This is a genomic window from Plesiomonas shigelloides (assembly GCF_900087055.1).
Taxonomy (GTDB): Bacteria; Pseudomonadota; Gammaproteobacteria; order Enterobacterales; family CAMTGL01; genus Plesiomonas; species Plesiomonas shigelloides.
In genome coordinates this window covers 1,389,715-1,411,145 of the sequence record NZ_LT575468.1, presented here as the reverse complement: position 1 = coordinate 1,411,145, position 21,431 = coordinate 1,389,715, and the positions used below count along the sequence as shown (strand labels likewise).

General features: G+C 50.5%; 15 protein-coding genes. 6 read left to right on the top strand and 9 right to left on the bottom strand.

What is annotated here, in order from left to right; genetic code table 11:
* Positions 1–133: 133 nt before the first annotated feature.
* From NCTC9997_RS06130 to NCTC9997_RS06120, 3 genes are all read left to right on the top strand, one after another.
* Complete coding sequence (locus tag NCTC9997_RS06130; RefSeq protein WP_064977580.1) at positions 134–1,249, top strand: porin; 1,116 nt, start codon at positions 134–136, stop codon at positions 1,247–1,249.
* A gap of 148 nt (positions 1,250–1,397) precedes the next feature.
* Positions 1,398–2,588: an amino acid aminotransferase gene (locus NCTC9997_RS06125; protein WP_064977579.1), complete on the top strand. Its 1,191-nt coding sequence runs from the start codon at positions 1,398–1,400 to the stop codon at positions 2,586–2,588.
* 349 nt (positions 2,589–2,937) lie between these two features.
* Positions 2,938–3,690: a DUF2982 domain-containing protein gene (locus NCTC9997_RS06120; protein ID WP_052181309.1), complete on the top strand. Its 753-nt coding sequence runs from the start codon at positions 2,938–2,940 to the stop codon at positions 3,688–3,690.
* Positions 3,691–3,715: 25 nt separating this feature from the next.
* Here the strand turns inward: NCTC9997_RS06120 and NCTC9997_RS06115 are convergent, their stop codons facing one another.
* Positions 3,716–4,363: an MBL fold metallo-hydrolase gene (locus NCTC9997_RS06115; protein ID WP_064977578.1), complete on the bottom strand. Its 648-nt coding sequence runs from the start codon at positions 4,361–4,363 to the stop codon at positions 3,716–3,718.
* A 127-nt stretch (positions 4,364–4,490) separates the two neighbouring features.
* Here NCTC9997_RS06115 and NCTC9997_RS06110 point away from each other — a divergent pair, with 127 nt between their 5' ends.
* Both NCTC9997_RS06110 and olsF read left to right on the top strand, forming a co-directional pair.
* A complete protein-coding gene (locus NCTC9997_RS06110) occupies positions 4,491–4,970 on the top strand; it encodes a lytic transglycosylase domain-containing protein (protein ID WP_010861822.1) in 480 nt (159 codons plus the stop codon).
* A 248-nt stretch (positions 4,971–5,218) separates the two neighbouring features.
* On the top strand, positions 5,219–7,015 hold the full coding sequence (gene olsF / locus NCTC9997_RS06105; protein WP_064977577.1) for a bifunctional ornithine lipid synthase OlsF: 1,797 nt from the start codon (positions 5,219–5,221) through the stop codon (positions 7,013–7,015).
* A 107-nt stretch (positions 7,016–7,122) separates the two neighbouring features.
* Here olsF and NCTC9997_RS06100 read toward each other — a convergent pair whose 3' ends face one another.
* The 8 genes from NCTC9997_RS06100 to hdcA form a co-directional block, all read right to left on the bottom strand.
* Positions 7,123–7,683 carry a YcbK family protein gene (locus NCTC9997_RS06100; RefSeq protein ID WP_039045343.1) on the bottom strand — a complete coding sequence of 187 codons (561 nt, stop codon included), beginning with the start codon at positions 7,681–7,683 and terminating at the stop codon, positions 7,123–7,125.
* Positions 7,684–8,265: 582 nt separating this feature from the next.
* Entirely contained in the window at positions 8,266–9,894 is a 1,629-nt protein-coding gene (gene ldtD / locus NCTC9997_RS06095; protein ID WP_064977576.1) for a L,D-transpeptidase, read from the bottom strand.
* A 226-nt stretch (positions 9,895–10,120) separates the two neighbouring features.
* On the bottom strand, positions 10,121–14,587 hold the full coding sequence (gene mukB / locus NCTC9997_RS06090) for a chromosome partition protein MukB (RefSeq protein WP_064977575.1): 4,467 nt from the start codon (positions 14,585–14,587) through the stop codon (positions 10,121–10,123).
* A 6-nt stretch (positions 14,588–14,593) separates the two neighbouring features.
* Positions 14,594–15,298, bottom strand: coding sequence for a chromosome partition protein MukE (mukE, locus tag NCTC9997_RS06085; protein WP_010861827.1), 705 nt, complete (start codon positions 15,296–15,298; stop codon positions 14,594–14,596).
* Positions 15,279–16,601, bottom strand: a complete 1,323-nt coding sequence (gene mukF / locus NCTC9997_RS06080) for a chromosome partition protein MukF (RefSeq protein WP_064977574.1) — start codon at positions 16,599–16,601, stop codon at positions 15,279–15,281. Before mukF ends, mukE begins: the two co-directional genes overlap by 20 nt.
* Before the next feature lie 10 nt (positions 16,602–16,611).
* The gene (gene cmoM / locus NCTC9997_RS06075) at positions 16,612–17,415 is read right to left on the bottom strand and encodes a tRNA uridine 5-oxyacetic acid(34) methyltransferase CmoM (protein WP_047707716.1); all 804 of its coding nucleotides are present in this window, start codon (positions 17,413–17,415) and stop codon (positions 16,612–16,614) included.
* Between the two features lie 267 nt (positions 17,416–17,682).
* Complete coding sequence (locus NCTC9997_RS06070; protein WP_197665247.1) at positions 17,683–19,035, bottom strand: amino acid permease; 1,353 nt, start codon at positions 19,033–19,035, stop codon at positions 17,683–17,685.
* A 132-nt stretch (positions 19,036–19,167) separates the two neighbouring features.
* Positions 19,168–20,049 (bottom strand): histidine decarboxylase, pyruvoyl type, encoded by an 882-nt coding sequence (gene hdcA, locus NCTC9997_RS06065; RefSeq protein WP_064977572.1) that lies wholly within the window; start codon positions 20,047–20,049, stop codon positions 19,168–19,170.
* A 603-nt stretch (positions 20,050–20,652) separates the two neighbouring features.
* Between hdcA and elyC the strand changes: the two genes are divergently transcribed.
* The gene (elyC, locus tag NCTC9997_RS06060; RefSeq protein WP_225624478.1) at positions 20,653–21,423 is read left to right on the top strand and encodes an envelope biogenesis factor ElyC; all 771 of its coding nucleotides are present in this window, start codon (positions 20,653–20,655) and stop codon (positions 21,421–21,423) included.
* Positions 21,424–21,431 lie beyond the last annotated feature (8 nt).

The window sequence follows — 21,431 nt, the reverse complement described above, 5'->3', positions numbered from 1 at the left end:
TACGGCAACGTGTTTTAAATGGCGAATTTACCAACCCCTTCTATTCTTATTAATGCAACGGCGAATTTGGAATGTACGCCGCAATAAAGCTGTGGTGGGTGCAAAACACCCTAAAAATACAAGGGGTTTAACCATGAAATACAATTCTCTTGCCGTAGTTTTACCTGCTCTTTTACTATCGTCCACCAGCTATGCTGTTGAACTGTATAACAAAGATGGGAATACCATTGATTTCTATGGGTATGTCATGGGGGATTACCACTTCTCCAAGAAAAATGACATTTCCACACACGGGGATCAGAGTAACTCTCGCTTTGGTATCAAAGGCACAACAGAAATTAATCCTGAATTGAAAGGCTTTGGTCATTTTGAATATAACCAGCCAATCAATAATAACGAAAACTCATTTTGGGGCGAAGAAGGTGAAGTTCGCTTAGGCTATGCCGGCTTAACCCATGATACCTATGGCACCATTCAATACGGTCATAACTGGTCTGTGATGTATGACGTGACCCAGTATGCCGATATGCTGCCAGAATTTGGTGAAGATACGTTGGGTTACTTCTCCGAAGTCTCAGGCAGTACCGTGATAGATCCAGATTCGATGTTCGGTTCAGGCCGTGGTAACGGTATGCTGCAATACCGCTACAGCTATGCTGGCTTTGATATGGGTCTGCAATATCTGGCTAGCAGTACCGGCGTACAGGGCGAAGGTGCCGGTGCCTCATTGCAATATACCTTCGATTCGGTCGGCATCACCTTAGGTGGTGCATATAACGCCGGTAGCAAAGATATGCAGGCCATTCGTAATCTCGGTGCTCCACTGGCGTCAGACTTCAACGAAAGCCGCGCGCATATGTGGGCTCTGGGCGCAAAATACGATCTTAACAACATCTATCTGTCAGCGGTGTATGCCGAAACCGACAATCAGCAACCGTATGTTGATATCAACAATAACAACAACTTTGCTGACAAAACACAAGCCTATTTCTTGACCGCGCAATACACCTTCGACATGGGCCTGACCCCAGGTATTGCCTATGCGCAAGGTAAAGCGAAAAGCTTAAACGGTTATGGCGATCAGGATTACAGTAAATATGTCGACTTATCGTTGAACTACGCGATCAATAACCACTTCACCACCTATGTGGATTACAAAATCAATCTGCTCGACAACAACGAATACACTCGTCAAAACAGTGTGCTCACCGATGATGTGGTCGCCGTTGCGTTCCAGTACAACTTCTGACCAATCCAGCAGATTAACAACAGGGTGACATAAAGGCGCTACGGCGCCTTTTCTTGTGTTTTTTCTTGGCCGGATTGATTGTCAAGACACTATGCAAAAGGTATAAGGATAAAGGAACTTTGTATTACTTGCATGGATGTCACCACATATGTTTGAACACATCATTGCCGCTCCGGCAGATCCAATTCTCGGCCTCGCCGATACCTTCCGCGCCGATCCACGAACTCACAAAATTAACCTTAGCGTTGGTGTTTACAAGGATGATGCCGGCCAAACCCCGGTACTGCACAGCGTGAAAAAAGCGGAAAAACGTCTGCTGGAAGAAGAAAGCAGCAAAAACTATCTGGGCATTGATGGCCTAGCCAGTTTTGCCGCCTGCACTCAAGCCCTGCTGTTTGGCGCTGACAGCGCTATTGTGCGGGAAAAGCGTGCCAAAACCGCACAAACACCTGGTGGTACAGGTGCTCTGCGTGTTGCTGCGGAATTCATCGCTCGCCAAACCTCTGCGAGCACGATTTGGATCAGCAATCCAACTTGGCCTAACCACGCGAGCGTGTTTAAAGCGGTCGGTCTGGAAGTGCGTGAGTACGGTTATTTTGATGCCGCCAATATGGCGCTCGACTTTGATGCCATGCTGACCTCACTGGAGCAAGCCAAAGCGGGTGATGTGGTGTTATTCCACGGTTGCTGCCACAACCCAACCGGTATCGACCCAACGCCAGCGCAGTGGGATCAACTGGCCAAGCTGTCAGCAGCCAAAGGCTGGTTGCCACTGTTTGACTTCGCCTATCAAGGCTTTGCTCGTGGTCTGGAAGAAGATGCTTACGGCCTGCGCGCTTTCTGCGCCAACCACAGCGAATTGCTGGTAGCCAGCTCCTTCTCTAAAAACTTCGGCCTGTACAACGAGCGCGTCGGTGCTTGTACTTTGGTCGCAGCCGATCAGGAAACCGCGGAGCGTGCGTTTAGCCAAGTCAAATCGGTGATCCGTGCTAACTACTCCAACCCACCTGCACACGGTGCTGCCGTTGTTGCGTTGATCCTGTCTGACCCGCAGCTGAAAGCAGAGTGGGAAGCGGAACTGACTGAGATGCGTGGTCGCATTCATCAGATGCGTGAGCTGTTTGTCGCCAAACTGCAAGCGCTGGGCGCGAACCGTGATTTCAGCTTCATCGCACGTCAAAATGGTATGTTCTCTTTTAGTGGCCTGAATCCACAGCAGGTTGCCCGTTTGAAAGATGAATTTGCAATTTATGCTGTCGGCTCCGGTCGTATCAATGTGGCAGGGATCACCTCCTCCAACATTGATCCGCTGTGTCAGGCAATTGCTCAAGTACTGTAAATCTGTCGAGCGAGTACTTCTTGAGCGCTCATCTTTAACGCTCACCTAAGATCACCTCACGCTATTACGGTCAGCTAACGCTGGCCGTAATATTTTGCCTCTAATCCATTCATGCTAAACGCTCCTGACCAATTCCCCCGCTCACTCATCACGTCGCCTTTCTGAGGGCACAGCTCAAACGTTGCGTACTTTTATCAGCCTGCCAGTGTTTAGCTCGCCGCCATAACTCAAGCTAAACAGACATTTTGTCTGCAACGATCTTTTGCACGCAAAAATAACTGTGAAGAACTTCTCAAAATGACACAGATACTTCCATACTCATAACACGCTTGTCATTCAGGAGAGGCCGATGGAAAGTTTGCACATGCGCCCCGTGATCAAAAAGCATTGTCTGACGCTGCTGCTAAGCGGCACCTTACTCTGCTTCTCGGCAGTGTTCCTGATGTATATCAGCGAGCATGGCTGGCTGTTTCTCCTGCTGATGCTGTTTCCAGCCATTTACCTGTCATGGCATGGCTTTAAACGCTGGTTAGAGCCGGATATTGGGCTGACACTGTCAGTCGGGCACATTCAGTATCATCACCGCCATGGCGGCTGGGCATTACCGTGGCAGGAAATTCAGAGTATTGGTGTACCACGCCAGCAAGTGGGGCTGGATTGGCAACCGCTAGACTATCTCGGCGTGCGTGTTAGAAACTACACCGCGATTTTAGACCGCATCAGCCCTGATTTGATCAACAGTCTGATTAGCGAACAACGCGATCTGATTGATATTGGTATGTCGCAAGAGGAATTCAGCGTCCCGTATGATGGCACGCTGCTGTATGACGACACACCAGTGGTGCTGCAGCAAGAAATTTACACCGGTACAGAAGCCATGCTGCTGAACCGGATGCGCCACTGCCGGCGTTTACTAGGCTACGATCTTTATATCCCCATCACTGCGCTGGATCGCTCCGCGCAGGAAGTGATTACCCTCTCGCGCAGCTATCGTGAACACGCCGAGCGCAGTGCTTATCAGTATGCTGACGGACAGGTGATCCCCGCCGCCGAATCCGGCTTAGCGCTACAACACCTGCACACTGATCAGCATACTGAATAATCATCGCGTAAGATGATGCACAGTCTTACCAGGCTGGCATATCCTCACCGACAAAAGGATTTGTCCGTTTCTCATGACCGATGGTGGATGACGGACCATGCCCCGGCACAAACACCGTATCATCACTCAATGACCACAATTCATTGCGGATCGACGCCAGCAACTGCGCATGATCGCCCATCGGGAAATCCGTGCGACCAATACCGCCTTTGAACAACACATCGCCAACGAACGCCATCTTCTCAGCCTGATTCACAAACACCACGTGACCTGGTGTATGGCCTGGGCAATGACGCACTTCTAAGGTCATTTGACCGATACGAATTTCATCGCCGCCATTCAGCCAATGATCTGGCGTCAACGCGCCGCAATCGGCCAAACCAAACATCTGCGCCTGCTGCGATAACCCATCCAGCCAAAACTTATCCGCCAACTGCGGGCCATAAACCGGCACACCATAATGGCTAGCCAATTCCGCTGCTGCGCCCACATGATCCAGATGACCGTGCGTCAGCAAGATATGCGTCAGGGTTACACCGGTCTGTTCAATGGCGCGTTTTAAGGCTGGGGCATCACCACCTGGGTCAATTAACGCCGCTTGCAGCGTCTGCGAACACCAGATCAGGGAACAGTTTTGTTGAAACGCGGTAACCGGCAAAATCGTAAATTTCATGCTAAACCTGAGAAGAAAAAAGATCTGAGTTCAGATTCTGCAATTTTCTGTCCCCAAAAAGCAATTTCTTCTACCACTTTTCCTGTCCTGCTCCATAGTATTAACGTGGATAAAAGGAATTTGTGCCATGTTTGATGCAGGTTATACAGAACAAGCCGTGCCGGCCGCTGAAATGCAATACTGCATCAGTATGGCTAGCCGTCTCTACAACGTACCGGGCATTTTGCTCAAAGCCATTTCACAAGTGGAAGGCGGCAAGAAAGGCACCATCAGTAAAAACAGCAATGGCTCTTACGATTTGGGGCCAATGCAGATTAACACTATACATTTACCACGGTTAGAAGCGCAGTTTCCCGGCCTAACGTGGAAAGCGCTCGCTAGCAATACTTGCTTGAATGTGGCAGTCGCGGGTGCTCTCTTGCGTGAACACCTGACCCAATGTCAGGAGGATGTGTGGTGCGCGGTAGGTAACTACCACTCTAAAACGCCCAAATACCACATTACCTATCGCACCAAAGTGGTCAATGCCTACCTCAGTTTGCTCATTGCCAAGCAAAACAAAAATACGGCCAAAAAAGCGCGCCCTCGCCCCGATACTCAATCTTAATACCTAAAAAGCCCCATAGCCGTCACTGCCATAATAACGCTGGCTAACGCGTTATTTTTTATTCCGCAGCGGGAGACAAAAATTATGCGTATTTCTCATTCCCTCAGCACTCTCAATTTTTTTCGCCAATTTTTGTTAACGAATATTTATTACACTACTCTGCTACCAAAATCCCTGTAACATTAACGGATATGTCATATTTTTAACGTAAATAATATCCGTTACTGCCGCTGACTTGGAGCTTAGGGATGATTAATGTGGATGATGTACTTCATAAATACGCACCAACACTGCCACAGCGTACATGGCTGTACCGTCCGGTGAGTTCCGTACTGAAAAATCTGCTGCATGAAGACGATTTTCAGCAATTTGCGCGCACCTATCCGGACGTCACCGGATTTGAGTTTGTTGAGCAGGTTTTACGCTATTTTGATTTTCACGCTACCGTTCGTGATAACGCCCTAGAAAATATACCGGTCACGGGCCGCGTCGTTATCATCGCTAACCACCCTATCGGCTCATTGGATGGCCTTACTCTGCTGCGTTTGGTTGGTCAGCTGCGTAAAGATGTCAAAATCATCGCCAATAACATGTTGATGCAATTAGCACCGCTGGAGCCATTATTGCTACCGGTTAATAACATGGGCGGCAAAACACCGAAAGAAAACCTCAACCAGATCCATCAGTGGCTAGAACAAGAAGGTGCGGTGATCATTTTTCCTGCGGGTGAAGTGTCACGCCTGCGCCCTAACGGGGTGCGCGATACACGCTGGCATAGTGGTTTTTTGCGGATCGCCAGCCGCGCTCAAGCACCGGTAGTGCCCATTTATATTAAAGGCCGTAACTCGGCGCTGTTTTACGGCACGTCGATGGTGTACAAACCGCTGGCCACGTTATTGCTGGTCAAAGAGATGTTTAATCAAACCCATAAAGGGATCCAGATTAATATCGGTGCACCTATTCCCTATCGCAGTTATCACACCCTTTGCCATTTACCAACACCGACTCGGATCAAACTGTTTCGCAAACACCTGTATCAACTCGGCTCCAATAAAGCAGGCGTGTTACCCACTGAGATCCCGATTGCCCATCCGGAAAATCGCGTGACGCTGCGTAAAGAGATCCAAGAGTGTGATTTACTCGGAACCAGCAGTGATGACAAAAAAATCTACCTGTATCGCTACAGCGAAAACTCCGCCATCATGCGCGAAATTGGTCGCTTACGCGAAGTCGCGTTTCGCGCTGTAGGCGAAGGCTCTGGGCAACGGTATGACATCGATGGCTATGATCGTCACTATGTCCACATTGTGCTGTGGGATGATCAGGATCTGGAGATTGTCGGTGCCTACCGATTGTGCGATACCGCCACCACCTTACGCGAAAAAGGCTTAGACGGTATCTATACCCACTCGCTTTTCCAATACGATGAAGGAATGACGCCTATCTTGCAGCAAGGGCTAGAGTTGGGGCGAAGCTTTGTGCAGCCGCGCTACTGGGGTTTACGCAGCTTAGATTATCTGTGGCTAGGCATCGGAGCATTTTTGGCGCGCAATCCACATTTTCGCTATCTGTTCGGGCCGGTCAGCATCAGTAATGGTTTACCACCGGAAGCGAAAAACCTGCTGGTCTACTTCTATCAAACCTATTTTGCCGCTCACCAGAGCATGGCCCGCTCACGTCGCCCTTATCAGCTGACGAACGAGCTGCAAAAAGAACTACAGCAACAGTTTTGTGGCACGGACTACCTTAAAGATCTCACGACCCTTAAATCGCTAATGCACCATTTTGGCGTGCAGATCCCGACCTTGTACAAACAGTACAGTGAACTGTGCGAACCTGGTGGCGTGCAATTCTTGGATTTTGGTACTGATCCGGACTTTGCTGACTGTATTGATGGCTTAGTACTGGTTGATACCAGCAAGCTGAAAGAGAAAAAACGCGCGCGCTACATCACTCCACATTTGAAAGCGTCCTCTCAGGAAGCGCCACAGGATGATGCGAAGACACAAAACACGAGCCTAACCACTCAACCGGCTCAATCATAGCCTGTCACACACAAGCCTCTGGCGCGGCAATCAGCACCATCCAGTAGAGTTAAATAGCACAAAGCCCGAAACTCAGTTCGGGCTTTGTCATTATGCTGCAAGCAGATTTACCATGCGCGTACAGGGCCGGTATCCACATGCACAAAATTGCTTTTTGGATAGTAACCCACACCGCCGGCTTTCATTTTCATGGCCGCTTTGCGGACATTACTCAATGATGCGCCTTCGATGCGAAAATCCACGGCTCGTGCCAGAGTATGGTAGCTGTGCTTAGCCACACCCCGAGAATGTTTGCGCAGATTTTTATTGGTTTTCGGTGAACGGTAGCCAGAAATCAGTTGGATTTCCCCACGTGCGCCGACCATCAGTTGAATGCGGTATAGTTGATCAAACAATCGTTTATCAATCTTGGTAACCTGATTGGCTCGGTAATCACGCAACAAAAAATTCAGGCGTGACAACTCTTCCGAGACGTAGTTTTTACCATCAAAAAACTCGGCCCGAACCTTTTCCCCGGTATTGATGTTATTCAATGTCAGGATCTTTGGTTTAGACGTAGATAATGAGGCCAAAGCTTGCCCGGGAAGCAGCGCACAACCGAGTACTACGCCACCTAAAGCAAGCCACTTACGACGACTGTGATCAATCCCTTGCTCAAGATCTTGCATAATTTAAGTGATTACTATCCGGTTAATTATAAGGAAACGCTATAAACCCAACGCGATGCACCTTAACCGCACAGGCAAAGTCAGTCAACCTATACGGCAGCACAAAGATCTGACAGATCCCTCTGACGCTGACCTATTTAAGACCGGATGTCAGTAGAAAGATTCGGATAAGCACCCATTTTCATGAACTTAATCACAAAATAAGTTTCTTCAGACGGAACATATCGAGATGTATCACAATATGACAGGGCAGAAATGATTTTTCTGATTCTGTTACTCAGATTCAGCTTTCGCCATCAATGTTCTGACAATACATCTGCGGTAAATGCTGGATATCAGAAAATATCGTGCTGTGACACGATTTCAGATTTATGTCGTGCTACCTCTCCCCCTCATGCTAAACCCAAATCGGGTTACGCCAATCAGGTACACACTAAAGAGCTGTGTAAAATAGCGCCATGAAATAGCACCGTCAGGCATGATGCAAAACTGCCAGAGAAACAAGACTTGAAAACAAAAAAAGAGAAGCCAAGCTTCTCTTTTTTGAGATCAGATATATCGGTGTCGCGCTCAGTCAGCCGCTTAATTGAGTAGCTGACGCAGGTTACGCTGCACCACCGCACTTGGGCGTGGCACCTTATCGTAATCGTAAATATCGGTACGGTATTGCACCTGACCATCATCCCCAACCCAAGAAGAGAGGTAATAGATCTGCACCGGCACACGATTACGGATTGTCACGTACTGAGTCTTACCCTTGTTCAGCGAATTTTCAATGCGGCTTTGATTCCAACCGACCTCGCCCAACAGCATATCAGCCAGTTCAGCCGCTTTATTCACCCGTACACAGCCTGAGCTGAGCGCGCGGATATCTTTACCGAACAGCCCTTTGGATGGCGTATCGTGCAGGTAAATAGCCTCAGAGTTTGGCATATTGAATTTATAACGGCCCAATGAGTTACCATCTCCCGGCGCTTGCTTGAGGCGATACGGGAAGTTCTTCGCTGACATCATGCTCCAATCGATATCATAGGGCGAGATTTCGTAAGCGTTCTCAGTCCAGTCACTCAAGATCACATAGCCATGCTGTGCCAAGTAGCTCGGATTTTGCTTCACTTTCGGGATGATATCTTCACGGATCAGCTTAGTCGGTACCGACCAAGGCGGGTTCAGCACCACATTATTCAGCTGGCTGTGCATGAACGGCGTTTTACGCGCCGGACGACCGACAATCACTTTCGAGTCCAGCACCTTTTTACCGTCGCGGAAGTAATCCAGACGATAATCTGGGATGTTGACCCAAATACCATTGGTTTTCTCTGCCGGTAACAAACGCAGACGCTGCATGTTTAACGCCAGCAAGGTCGCGCGAGCTTGTGGATCTTGGTTTAACCAAAAACGTGTCCGTGGACCAATGACGCCATCAGTCGCCAACCCATGACGGGCTTGGAAACTCTCGACCGCGCTGACCAAGGTCGCGTTATACAGGTCATCACCGTTATCCTGATAATCGGCAGGCAAATCGCCGGTTAAACGCAGGATCTGCGCCAGACCAATCACCATTGGGCTGTATTCACCCGGACGCAAGGTTGTCGAGGTGACCAGCTGTGGCCATCCCTTTTCATGCTGCTCTTCGAGCAAAGTATGCAGCGCTTTTTGCATCTTCGGATATTGCGGATTCATGGGCGCTAGCGAATCAATAAACGCCGTCAGGCGATTTTGGTCTTTGGCTTTCAGCCAAGCCAGAACACGCTCTGGAGGTGGTGCCGGTAGACGTGCCATCTTGTTGTTGCCATACAGCCAGACACTGCCGTTAGCCCCCACATTCTGCACATAGCCCAGATAACCCAGCATCGCATCAGACAGCAGTTTATCGCGTGCCATCTCTGATAAATGGGTATTGCTGATCTCTTTGACCCACTGAGTAAAGCGCGGATTGATCCCCGCCAAAGCCAGTTCATTCAGCTGCACCAAAAAGGCGCGTGTCGCCTCTTCGTTTTGCCACAACGGCTGCATATTACTGGCGGCGTACAGCTTATTGACCTGCTGTGGGAAGTTAAGCTCCACATGCTGCGGTAAACCCTGCTGCACAGGTCCGGCGACATTTGCTGTGTCTGCCGCATTGGCGGCCGCCGCAACGCCAAAAGGCTGCACCAATAATGCAGAAACCAATAAACAACCAGCGGCTTGAGTGACTTTCGATGGACGCATCTGAATTCGGCTCTTTAAGCGAGATTATCCGCACAAATAATGTGCAGGTTGGATGTTATTAAAATATAGGATAAAAAAAGCATACTCCAATCATGCGCGGTAATCTATTTTTAACCTCATCATTTATTTACAACACATTGCTGATAATAAAAGAAAAAGCTGCGCATGACGGATTATCATGCACAGCTTTTTATTAAAATTCTACCGAAAAATTAACCGTTCAGTATCACAAGATCTCGGCACTCTCAGGCGCTGCTTGCGGCGCGCTTTGCGGTAACTCAGCCCCAAAGCCACGCAGCCCCACCACATGCACATGCTCGTGGTTTTGGAAGATCTTACGTACCAGTTTGTAGGTGGTCCCCTTCTCTGGGCTGATGTTTTCTGGCGCTGCAATCAGCAGCTGCATATCCAGACGCTCACACAGCTCAAACAAAGTAGCGATAGATTTCGCATCAAGACGCGCAGCTTCATCAAGGAACAACAAGCGGCACGGTGCAATGTCTTTACCACGCAAACGGCGCGACTCTTCTTCCCAGCTTTGTACGACCATCAGCAAGATAGCCATACCGGTACCGATCGCCTCACCGGTAGACAACGCACCACTTTCGGCGCGCAGCCAACCATCCGAGCCACGGAAGACTTCTACTTCCAAATCCAAGTAGTTACGATAATCCAGCAACTCTTCACCGATAGTCTGCGGCGTGCGCTGACCCATATCGATGTGCGGATTCAGGCGCTGATACAGCTTCGCCAACGCTTCAGAGAAGGTCAGACGATTGTTAGAGAACAAGTCCTGATGCTGCTCTTGCTGATCAGACAGGCCACTCAGCAACATGGCGTGACTATCACGGATATTCACCGACAGTCGAACGCTTTGTACCTGACCAAACGAGATATTCTGCAAGCCTTGGTTCAGCATGCGAATACGATTTTGCTCGCGCTGAATGGTCTTACGCATGATGTTGGCTACCGCTTCGGAGCTGATTGCCAGCTTCTGTTCGCGGCTAGTCAGCTCTTCGGTCAGACGCGCCAGCTCGATTTCCATCTGCTCGATAGCATCCACCGGATCGTCGGTACGGATGATGTCCTGACGAATACGCTCACGCAGGTGCTGATACACGGCAATGTAGAACAGCACTTTCTTCTGTGGATAACGCGAATCTTCTGATGCACGCAGTACATCGCGCAGCATCTCGTTATTCGCCACCGCTTGGCGCAACGTACCCAGCGCTTTATCCGACATCGAGCGCAGCTCGTCTGCTGACAAGTAAGCCAGCTCACGACGATGCAAACGACGCTCCACATCGTTATCGCGCGCCAGACGCAATACTGCGCACCATTCAGCTTTGGCTTGCACCACTTGCTGACGCAGGCTCAGATATTCACGCTCCAGCTTACGCAGACGTTTTTGCTGGCCATCCATTTCGGCTTCCAACGTCGCGATCTGTTTTTCCAGCTGGCTGCAGCGCTGGCGGTTGTTGCTGAGCTGGGCATGCAGCTCGTCGCGGCGGCTACGCGCGCGGGCTTCTGCATCGGCATCAGCGCGCACGCCAATGTCTTGCATCTCTTGCTCCAGCTCTGCCAGCATGTCGCGCTTAGCATCGTGCGAGCTGCGTAACGAAGCAAACACCTGATGATATTGGCTATGCTGACTTTGCAGCTGACGCAGACGATCACGCTGACGGCTACGCTCAGCTTCGGCATGCGCCAGTTGCTCACGCAGTTTTTCGGTTAGACCAGAGGACTCACCGGCCATACCCACGGAGTCGGCATAAGCAAAGTAAGCGCGGCGCTGCACCACTTCAGACAGGGCAAACAGCTTTTGCTTAGCTTCACGCTGCTGGTTTTGCGCCTGCTGATAATCGGCTTGCAAGCTATCTTGCTGCTGCGGGTCATTTTGCAGTACCGACAACAACGGCTCTAATTGTTGCAACTGCGCGCCATATTGCTGGATATAACGCTGGGCTTCCAGCGCCGCATCCAACTCTTCGCGCAGCACTTCGGTGCGATCAATAAGATCTTCATCGGCCAGCAACGCGGTCAGCGGCACCAAGCGATTGAGCAGGTTCAGTTGTTCACGCAGTTGCTCTTGTGACGTGCGCAGCTGTTTTTCAATGGCATCGGCCTGCGCCAGCTCACGTTCGATATCACTGCGCTGCTGGTTCAGCAGACGAATTTCTTCTTCTGGATCAGACTCAAACGCCACTGCCAGATGCTCACCGACAAAGCGGCTAAACGCCTGATGCAGACGTTGCAGTTTTTGCACGTCAAATGACAGCGTGGCGTAACGCTCAGCTAACTCTTCACGCTCCGCGCGCAACGTTTCCAGACGGCTTTCGCGTGCGGCACGACCAAACAGCGGTACGGCTGGGAAACGCGAATAACGCAGCTGACGCTCGGAGATCTGCACCACCACCGCGCCTTCGAGCTCTTGCGTTTCAAAAACGCTGTCATCGAACGACTGCGGATCGCCTTCAATCAGATACAAGTCTTCTGGGCAGTCATCCACCAGCTCTGGCAGCAGTTCACGTACCGCAGAAAGATCTTGCACCACGATGCCATGACGCGCCGGACCATACAGCGCCGAGAAGTACGGCGCATCATCCAGCGTCACATCATCATAAATTTCGGACAGCAATACACCGCCCAAACGCTCCGCCAGCGCAACCAGACGGCTATCTTCCGCCCCGCCCGGTTGTGCCAAACGTTCGATTTGCGCTTCGATAACGGCCTTTTTCGCGGCCACCTGATCGCGTGCCACGGTGCGCTCACGCTCTTGCTCCAGCAGATTTTGCATCTGCTGCATCACGGCTTGCGCATCTTCCAGTGGCTGTTCAATCTGGGTGCTTAAGGTATTCAGCGCATCTTGCGCGGTCAGCCACTGCGGCGCACGCTTAGACAGCGCGGCAATCTGACCGGCAAACTGCTCGCGTTGCTGACGCAAGCTGCTACGCTGCTCCAGATGCTCAGACAGCTCCGCCGCAACGGTTTCAGCTTGCAGATCTAAACGCGCTTGCTCTTCGGCCAGCTCAGCCGGATGATCAATGCGACTGCCACTACGACGGATAAAATCATTGAGCAGACGCTCAGCATCTTGCTGACTACGCAGACGCTGCTCTAGCTCGGCCAACTGACTGCGCAGCGGGGAAACCCGCTCGGCCAGATGCTGTTGCGAAGGCAAATCACGCAGCAGTTCACGGGCGGTTTGCCACGCATCACTGCGCGCCACTTCACCTGCAATGCGGCAAACCAGCTGATACGCGCGATCAAATTGACCGGCCGCGGCTTGCTCCACGTTCACTTTTTGTTCAAGGCTCAGCAGGCACTCGGTGGCTTCCTGTTCACGGGCCACAAACTCCTCTTGCCACTCGGCAGCATTGTCAGCAGTCAGCTCTGGCAATGCACACAGCGCGCGCGCTTTTTCCAGCGCCTGCACCGCTTGCTGATATTGCAGTGCACGAGTTTGCTGGGAATCCAGGGCTTGCTGGTAATCGGCCAACTGAGACTTGAGATCGTCCACCTCAATTTCCGCGCCTTCCGCCAGCTCTTCAGCTTCGGCCAGCGCTTCAGTGGATTCGGCGACCACTTCGTTCTGCTCTTCCAGACGAACCGACAGCTCTTCTAAATCATCGCGATAACGCTCGATTTTCTCTTGCTGACGCAGAGCGGTCATCACCAAGTTCAGGTGATCACTGGCCGCCTGATGATCGGCTTCCAGATCGTTTTCGGCACCTTTGTGCTCCGCCAGCTCGCGGCCCATCTCGACCAGACGATACTGCTGGTTAACCAGCTCACCGCGAACACCGAACCATTCACGGCGCAGATTCAGCACATCTTCCAAATGCTGACGGCGCTCGTTGGCATGCCGCATGTAGTCCGCCGCCACGTAGTTGGTGGCTTCGGCAATCAGCTGCTTAAACATGTCACGGTCAGACTGGGTGACGCGAATCGCTTCCAGCGTCATGCGGTTTTCACGCAGCGCCGCTTCCATATCTTGGAAGGCTTTACGCACGCCAACGTTTTCTGGCAGCAAATAATCGCGCAGAGAACGGGTAATGGCGCTGGAAATACCACCGTACAGAGACGCTTCAATCAGACGATAGAACTTACTGCGATCAGATGAAGAGCGCAGACGTTTCGGGATCACGCCCATGTCGAACATCAGGCTGTGATAATCAGCAATTGAGTTGAATTGCTTAAACTGCACGCCTTCCAACTCATCGACCAAATCACGCACTTCTTGCAGCTGACGAACACGTGCTTTGGAGTCAGACAGTTTTTCGGTCAGCAAATCGGTCGGATTGGTGGCCATCGGCAAGCCTTGAATGGCAAACGGCTTGATATCCACCTTGCGATCACGACCAGCGACTTGCTGCAAACGCACACCAATCAGCATACGTTGATTGCGTGAGTTCAGCGTATCAATAGCGGCATAACAGACACCGGCTTTCAGCTTACCGTACAGACCTTTATCGCGAGAGCCTGAGGTCGCGCCCGCTTCGGTGGTGTTACGAAAGTGCAGTAACGTCAGATCGGGGATCAAGGTGGTGACAAAGGCCGCCATGGTGGTGGACTTACCCGCACCGTTACCGCCGGACAACGTCGTGACCAGATCATCAAGATCAAATGTCCGAGCAAAGAAGCCGTTCCAGTTAACCAGTGTTAATGAGCGAAATTTTCCGCGTTCGATCATGTTCGATTATTCCTCACCATCATCGACGATGGTTTCGCCCGCATCGTCCACAGCATCATCTAATGACAACGTGTCTGCCGCCATCGCTTCCCCATCACGGATCATGCGCAACTGCGCTTCGCGTGGATCATCGCCGCTACGTACATCCGCGCCAAAACGGAATACCGCTTCAGAGATACGGAATTTGCCACTGTCACCAATCATCACCAACATGCCCAGACGGCGCAGGCGGTTCAGGGAGGTATTCACCTTCTCCTGCAGCTTTTTGCGGTCCAGATCCGAGCCGGTGGAGCGGTTATTCACCAGCTTGAGCAACTTGGTTTCGTCGGCCAGATTCAGTAGCTCGTCATACAGGTCGGCTACGGTAAAAATACCTTCTTGTGCCAAACGCTCAGGGCTGAGGTAGAGGTAACACAATACCTTGCCGACCATCATGTCGAGCTCAGACAGCACGCTTCGCGCAATCAAGGTGGTTGAGCGTGGGCGCAGATAGAAGAACCCTTCCGGCGCGCGGATTAACTCCACGTTATAGCGACGGTAAAACTCATCCAGCTCACCTTGGAAATCCATCAGGAAGGCATGGTTATCCAAATCTTCCAAACCGATGTGACGACCGGCGCGCAGCTGGCTGTCGAGGACAGGGAAAATCGGATTAGCAATCGCCTGTGCCATACGCACAGGAATATATTGATCAATATTCATCGATGACATGGGCCTGAACCTTGGCTCCGTGGTCGTTAATGGCCTGCCATTCTGGCTGCAGGCCGGCAAAATCGGCTTTCGCTACCCCAAGGCGTACCGCTTGGTCAACAAGCAGACGCGATACATCAAAGTGACGCGCACCTGGGAAGCGTCGTAAGAAGTCTTTCAGCACCGCCGCCAAATCAAGCGGACGCTGCTGCTGGCGATACTCAATCAGCAAGCTTTCAATGCTGGCGGCCAGTTGCTCGTTCAGATCGCTTAAGCTTTCGTACTCCAGCTCTGGCGGTAAATCCCCCACCGCAATCTCGTTACGCAGCGCCATCTCTTCGTCGCGCATATCCAGCAGACGATCGGCATTGGCGTGATACAGTACCCACGGCATATCAAAGTAATCGCGGATAGACTGGCGCAGACGCTGAGCAAAGATCCGATTTTTATCCATATCAATTGCGGTACGGATAAATTTATGGACGTGGCGGTCATAGCCAATCCAAAGATCAATGGCTTGCTGACCCCAACTGATAATGCGGTCGAGCTTGGCTTGCAAGTCCAGCACCAGTTGATCGACAAACGCCAGATCATCGTGGCCTAAAGTGGCATCTTGAATGCGCAGCAAACGGGCTTGCAGCTTGTCGCCAGCGGCTTCCAGCGTATCTTGCAGTTCGCGCAGGTTACCGGAGGTTTGATCCAGCAACGTTTCACAGCTGCTGATCGCCGCCCGCCAATCTTTGCTCAGTAGCGCAGCAATATCGTCTTTCACGGCTTGCTGATGGTCATCCATCAGACGCTGGGTCAGGTCGATACTGTCAAAAATTTCAGCTACGGAATATTTGAGCGGTGCATAGACATTACGCCGCCAGTGGGCGTCATCCCCGTTCTCTTCTGCCGCTTCCGCCGCACGCTGAATCTCATCCGCCACAATCGACAGCTGGACAGACAAACGCAGCGCTGAAAATTCACGCTGACGAATATAGTAATCGGTAATGCCAATGCCGAGCGGGGTCAGGCGATAAATTGACTGCCCTTCCATCACTTCGCTGGTAAAACGACTCAGTAAACGCTGGCGAACCAGATCGTTAATGGCGTTGTTGGCGCGCTGATTCAGGGTTTCATTGGCCAGACTGAAGCTTTCGCTCACATGACGAAACGCATCGACCAGTTCCCCTTCTGACATTTCGCCATCAAAACGCTCGGTATTGAGGGTGGCAATGGCAAGCAGAAAAGCCAGACGCTCCACCGGCAATGCAATGGAGAAGTCATTTTTCCTCGCCCAGGCGACCAGCTCAGGTACGGTCTGGGAAAATTCACTCATGCAATGTCCCTTAAAATTTCATCTCAGGCTTGCGTGCCATGACATGAATGTAACGGCCAAGACTAATATAAGGCTCTTGCCGGCAATAACGCTGCTCCATTTCCAGCAGCAGCTCAAATTTGGTTTCCTGCTGTGATTTATCACGCAGATAATCATGCAATACGCGCACACCGGTCTTACCGACAATGCGTAGCTGCAAATCGGTTAACCATTGATACACCTGCTCAGGGTGGCGCGGATGAGTCGGCACTAAAGATTTTTTACGTCGCCGCGGCATGCCCGCATTCACGTAATCAAAGTTGCCGCCAATCAGGTGATGATGCAGCATGCCATTGTAGTTATAAAACATTAATGACAGCGCGCCGCCCGGTACCAGCTGCTCCGCCAAACGCGTCAGCACATCGACCGGATCTTCGACCCATTCCAGCACAGCATGGAACAATATCAGATCTACTGGAGCGTCTAAATGCTCTCCCACCTGTTGTGCCGGACAGTGCACAAACTGCATGCGATCAGACAGCCCTTCGGCAGCGGCCGCAGCGGCAGCACTTTCTAGCATCTCTTGCGAAATATCGCACAAGGTGACGAAATGCCCTTGTGACGCCAGAAAACGAGACAACTGCCCCATTCCACCACCGGCATCCAAGATCCGTAGCGGACGCGCAGGCAGCTGCGCCAGCAGATGATTTAAATCTTGCTGCAGAACGGCTTCACGGATCCGCCCTTTAGTCGAGCCGTAAATATTCTGTGCGAACTTATCGACAATGCCGTCAAAATTCTGATCTTCAGACACCGCTGGCACCCACTCATGCATGAAAGGTCCTATTTTGACATATTCTGCGCGGAAAAATGCCCTTTGCCGGTCTGATCGGTTTTTTATTATTCAATTATGACGTTGTGCACGGGAAGAGAGGTGGAAAGCGGATTTTTTGCGATCGTTTTGCGCGGTTTTAAAGGGAAATACCCGCCGGTAAAGGGGCGTCTGCAAAGCAATACGGCGACAAGAACTGCGTTCTGTCGCCGTATGAGACTATCAGCATGAAACAACAAGTCTGTGGCACATCCTTAAAATGGCATTTAGTTAACTTTTGCTGCTGGTTGCCGCATGAGCACTATCGACAACGGCAGCGCTGTGTTTTTTCGCCGCCACATAGGTGTACAGCGGAATGGTGATCAGCACCATCAAAATGCCCCAGTATAGCGAGTTACTGCCGGAGCCCAGCAAGGCATAGAGGCAAAATACAATCCCGATTAACACCAATCCGGTATACACGCGAAACGTACGGGTGGCGGCCATATCACGGTTAATCATCAAAATAGGCAGCGAAATAATCGCGTAGATATACGGCAATAATGAGGCAAAGACTGACAACAGAATCACAATCTCAAACTGTTTAGCCAGATTTGGCGATGCAGTCATGAATAACACCAGACTCATCAGCACACCGGTAAACACCAGACTTTTTACCGGCACATTGTTTTTATTGGTCTCTGCAAAAAACGCAGGAAAGATGCCATCTTTGGCTGCCGCTCGCGGCGCTTCCGATTGCAAAATCAACCAGCCCGACAGTGACCCAAAACACGCAATGATACTTAACGCTGACGCCACTTTACCGGCCAACGGACCAAACATATAGCTGGCCGCCGACGCAAACGGCGCTGGCGAATGCACCAGCACTTCGTGCGGCACGATCCCCATGATTACGGTACAACTGCTGACATAGCAAATGGCGGTGATCAGCAAACCAAACACGGTGGCTTTTGGCACGGTACGTTCAGGATCTTTGACCTGACCGGTCGATACCACAGCCGATTCCACGCCAAGAAAGCCCCACAGCGCAATAGATGCTGCGCTCATCACGGCCTGCAAATCGCTTTTGCCGGTGGCGTTATACACCTGAGTAAAGTTATCCGGTTTAAACCAGAACCAGCCAATAAACCCGACCCCAAGCACCACAATCAGCATACAGGTGGCAGTAAATGACTGAGAGCGGCCCGCAATATCCGCGCCAAATGAGCCTAATAAAACAAATGCCCACAAAATGACGATGGAGGTAATGCAGCTATACACCGGCTCATGCAGTGCGGGGAAGAAATAACTCAAATAACCCACCCCAGCAACTAACAAAGCAACATTACCAATCCAGGCACTTATCCAATAACAGATGGTGGATTGAAAACCTACAAACGGCCCAAATGCATCTTTGGCATAAGACACAATCCCGCCAATACGTGGATTAATTAGGCTGGACTTGGCAAATACTAATGCCAAGGCGATAACACCAATAATCGTAATGACCCATCCCCATAGAGAGATATAACCGACTCCGGCTAAGTTAGTCGGTAACATAAAAACACCGGAGCCCATCATATTAGATGCCGTCACCAGTGTTAGTGCTGCAAGGCCGATTTTATGCGCACTGCTCCCTGACATTTCAGCCATCATTATCACCTTTAATTTTCGGTTTCAGCGCACACCCGATAACAAAACCTCTCAACCCAGACAGTGAATATCACTGACGACAAAAAGTTTTGCTATCGGGTGTAATAAGCGGAAATTCACATGTTATTTAGACAGACGCGGCAAATTACGATCTGCCAACCATTCATTTAACTGCATATTATTCAGGCTATGGAAGCCACAGGTTGGGATCGCATTACGCGCCAAGGTCGCATAAGGGGCGCAAGTCAAAGCAGTACCAATTTCACCCGGTTTCATGATGGTATAAGAGAAGCCAACATACGTGCGGTCGAAGAGAACGTGGGAATCTTTACCACAGGCAATCACTGACCACGCTACCGAGGTACGGTGCTCTTCGAGGAATTTTTTCAGATCCGCTTCGCTATCGTTTTTGGTCCAGATACCGGCATCTTCAATGAATAAATCTGCGCAGTTATCGCGGTCATGCGACAGCGAAATCGCAATAAATGACCACACGCCATACGCTTCGCCTTCATGCAGCACATCGTCTTTCGGACGATACGCGGTCACACTCTTGTTAGCGCAAATAACATGCGCGCCCGGCAACAGCGGGAAGCGGCGATTAGACTCGGTACCAAACAACTCTTTACCGGCATCCAGCAATGGCTGAGCATCGAAAACATCCAGCATCGTGCCGTCATATTGTTCAATGGATAATACCGGCTTGATTTTATTGTCATGGATATCTTCATGCACCGCTAAATCATGGCCCCACACTTGACCGGCCAAGCCACAGAAGCTTGAGGCCGTCAGCATATTAATCTGGCCTACATACGCATCATTACATTCAGCGCGGTCATAGGCCACGATCCCATCTAGCAGGTCATCATCGGTTTTATATACGCTACCAGAAGAGACTTTCAGAACGGACACATACCCTAACCCTTGAGCACCTGGCGCACCATAACCATCACAATATTGGTCAAATGGACTGATCGCCGTTTTATCAATTTTAGGAGCTCGCATAATTTCACCCTCAGCGTAGATAGATATTCACTAAACTGAGGAGTAAATTAATCGATTTATCCTGCTGAATCGTGACTCTAATCACACATATAACTCTGTTACATTCGTAAGAGTAAGCAAACAATTCTCACTGTAATCTTTTTGCGTATTTGATGGCGAAAGAATTATATGGAAATCGCATTGACATATTTTTATTCCTTTCCAATTTCATTTTTACTATTACATTTTTAAACAGCATGACAATATTAAACATGCCCATTTAATTTTCATCATACGACTAACTTCAGCGATAATTCATCAACGAATATTTGGTTATAGACTAATATATTTAAAATCAAAGACTGACAGGAAGACAACCCAAAATTACCAACAACACCAGCATGCAAAGGAATAAGAGAACTAAAGGAACAAAAAACCTAAATACTGCGTATAGCTCAGCTTCAACCCTAGGTGTAACGGTGTTCATTTTTCACACAGCAAGTTGCGAGCAAGGCGAGATTGTAGGTACACAACGTCATCACAAGGAGCCTAATCTGGCGTATGTGGTTATTTTTTCAGACTTAATCGACTATCATGGCAGAAAATAATGTCTACGGGGATGCTATGTCTGCATTCGGAATGTTTGAACTGAAAAAACTGATTGGCGCATTGGTCATGCCGTTACCGGCCATGCTGCTGCTAATCTTGCTCGGGTTATTGCTGCTGTGGTTTACCCGCTGGCAAAAAACGGGCAAAACCCTAATCTCTGCGGGATGGATTGTTTTGTTGCTGCTTTCCTTCCAGCCGGTGGCCGATGCACTGCTGCGCCCCACCGAAAACAAATACCCGACTTATCAACCTAATGGTGATGTCAGCTTTGTCATCGTGCTCGGCGGCTCTTACTCTTATGATCCGCTGCTGCCACCAAGTGCGCAAGTTGGCCGTAATACACTGGCACGTATTGCTGAAGGGATACGTATTTACCGCATGCACCCCAAAGCCAAGTTGGTGTTTAGCGGCGCACCGGCGGCATCTGAGGTCAGTAGCGCGCGTGTCGCGGCGCAGGTGGCCTCCAGCCTTGGGGTACCTAAAGAAGACATGGTACTGATTGAAACCCCGCGTGACACTGAAGATGAAGCGCTGGCGATGAAAGCGTTGATCAAAGATCAGCCTGCGGTGCTGGTCACCTCCGCCAGCCATTTGCCGCGCGCGATGCGCCTGTTTGCCGATAACGGCATGCACCCCATCCCCGCACCGGCCAACCAGTTAACCTCTGATGGCCATGCTAATTTCTGGGAGACTTACTTCCCCGCCGCTTCGTACCTTGAGCGCAGTGAACGCGCATGGTATGAGCTACTGGGTGAATGGTGGTTAACCCTCAAAGGTAAGCACTAAATAGGCGA

What these genes read in the sequence shown, in the direction of transcription:
- NCTC9997_RS06130 (WP_064977580.1), top strand. Translation starts at nt 134, where the DNA reads ATGAAATACAATTCTCTTGCCGTAGTTTTACCTGCTCTTTTACTATCG.
- NCTC9997_RS06125 (WP_064977579.1), top strand. Translation starts at nt 1,398, where the DNA reads ATGTTTGAACACATCATTGCCGCTCCGGCAGATCCAATTCTCGGCCTC.
- NCTC9997_RS06120 (WP_052181309.1), top strand. Translation starts at nt 2,938, where the DNA reads ATGGAAAGTTTGCACATGCGCCCCGTGATCAAAAAGCATTGTCTGACG.
- NCTC9997_RS06115 (WP_064977578.1), bottom strand. Translation starts at nt 4,363, where the DNA reads ATGAAATTTACGATTTTGCCGGTTACCGCGTTTCAACAAAACTGTTCC.
- NCTC9997_RS06110 (WP_010861822.1), top strand. Translation starts at nt 4,491, where the DNA reads ATGTTTGATGCAGGTTATACAGAACAAGCCGTGCCGGCCGCTGAAATG.
- olsF (WP_064977577.1), top strand. Translation starts at nt 5,219, where the DNA reads ATGATTAATGTGGATGATGTACTTCATAAATACGCACCAACACTGCCA.
- NCTC9997_RS06100 (WP_039045343.1), bottom strand. Translation starts at nt 7,683, where the DNA reads ATGCAAGATCTTGAGCAAGGGATTGATCACAGTCGTCGTAAGTGGCTT.
- ldtD (WP_064977576.1), bottom strand. Translation starts at nt 9,894, where the DNA reads ATGCGTCCATCGAAAGTCACTCAAGCCGCTGGTTGTTTATTGGTTTCT.
- mukB (WP_064977575.1), bottom strand. Translation starts at nt 14,587, where the DNA reads ATGATCGAACGCGGAAAATTTCGCTCATTAACACTGGTTAACTGGAAC.
- mukE (WP_010861827.1), bottom strand. Translation starts at nt 15,298, where the DNA reads ATGTCATCGATGAATATTGATCAATATATTCCTGTGCGTATGGCACAG.
- mukF (WP_064977574.1), bottom strand. Translation starts at nt 16,601, where the DNA reads ATGAGTGAATTTTCCCAGACCGTACCTGAGCTGGTCGCCTGGGCGAGG.
- cmoM (WP_047707716.1), bottom strand. Translation starts at nt 17,415, where the DNA reads ATGCATGAGTGGGTGCCAGCGGTGTCTGAAGATCAGAATTTTGACGGC.
- NCTC9997_RS06070 (WP_197665247.1), bottom strand. Translation starts at nt 19,035, where the DNA reads ATGTCAGGGAGCAGTGCGCATAAAATCGGCCTTGCAGCACTAACACTG.
- hdcA (WP_064977572.1), bottom strand. Translation starts at nt 20,049, where the DNA reads ATGCGAGCTCCTAAAATTGATAAAACGGCGATCAGTCCATTTGACCAA.
- elyC (WP_225624478.1), top strand. Translation starts at nt 20,653, where the DNA reads ATGTCTGCATTCGGAATGTTTGAACTGAAAAAACTGATTGGCGCATTG.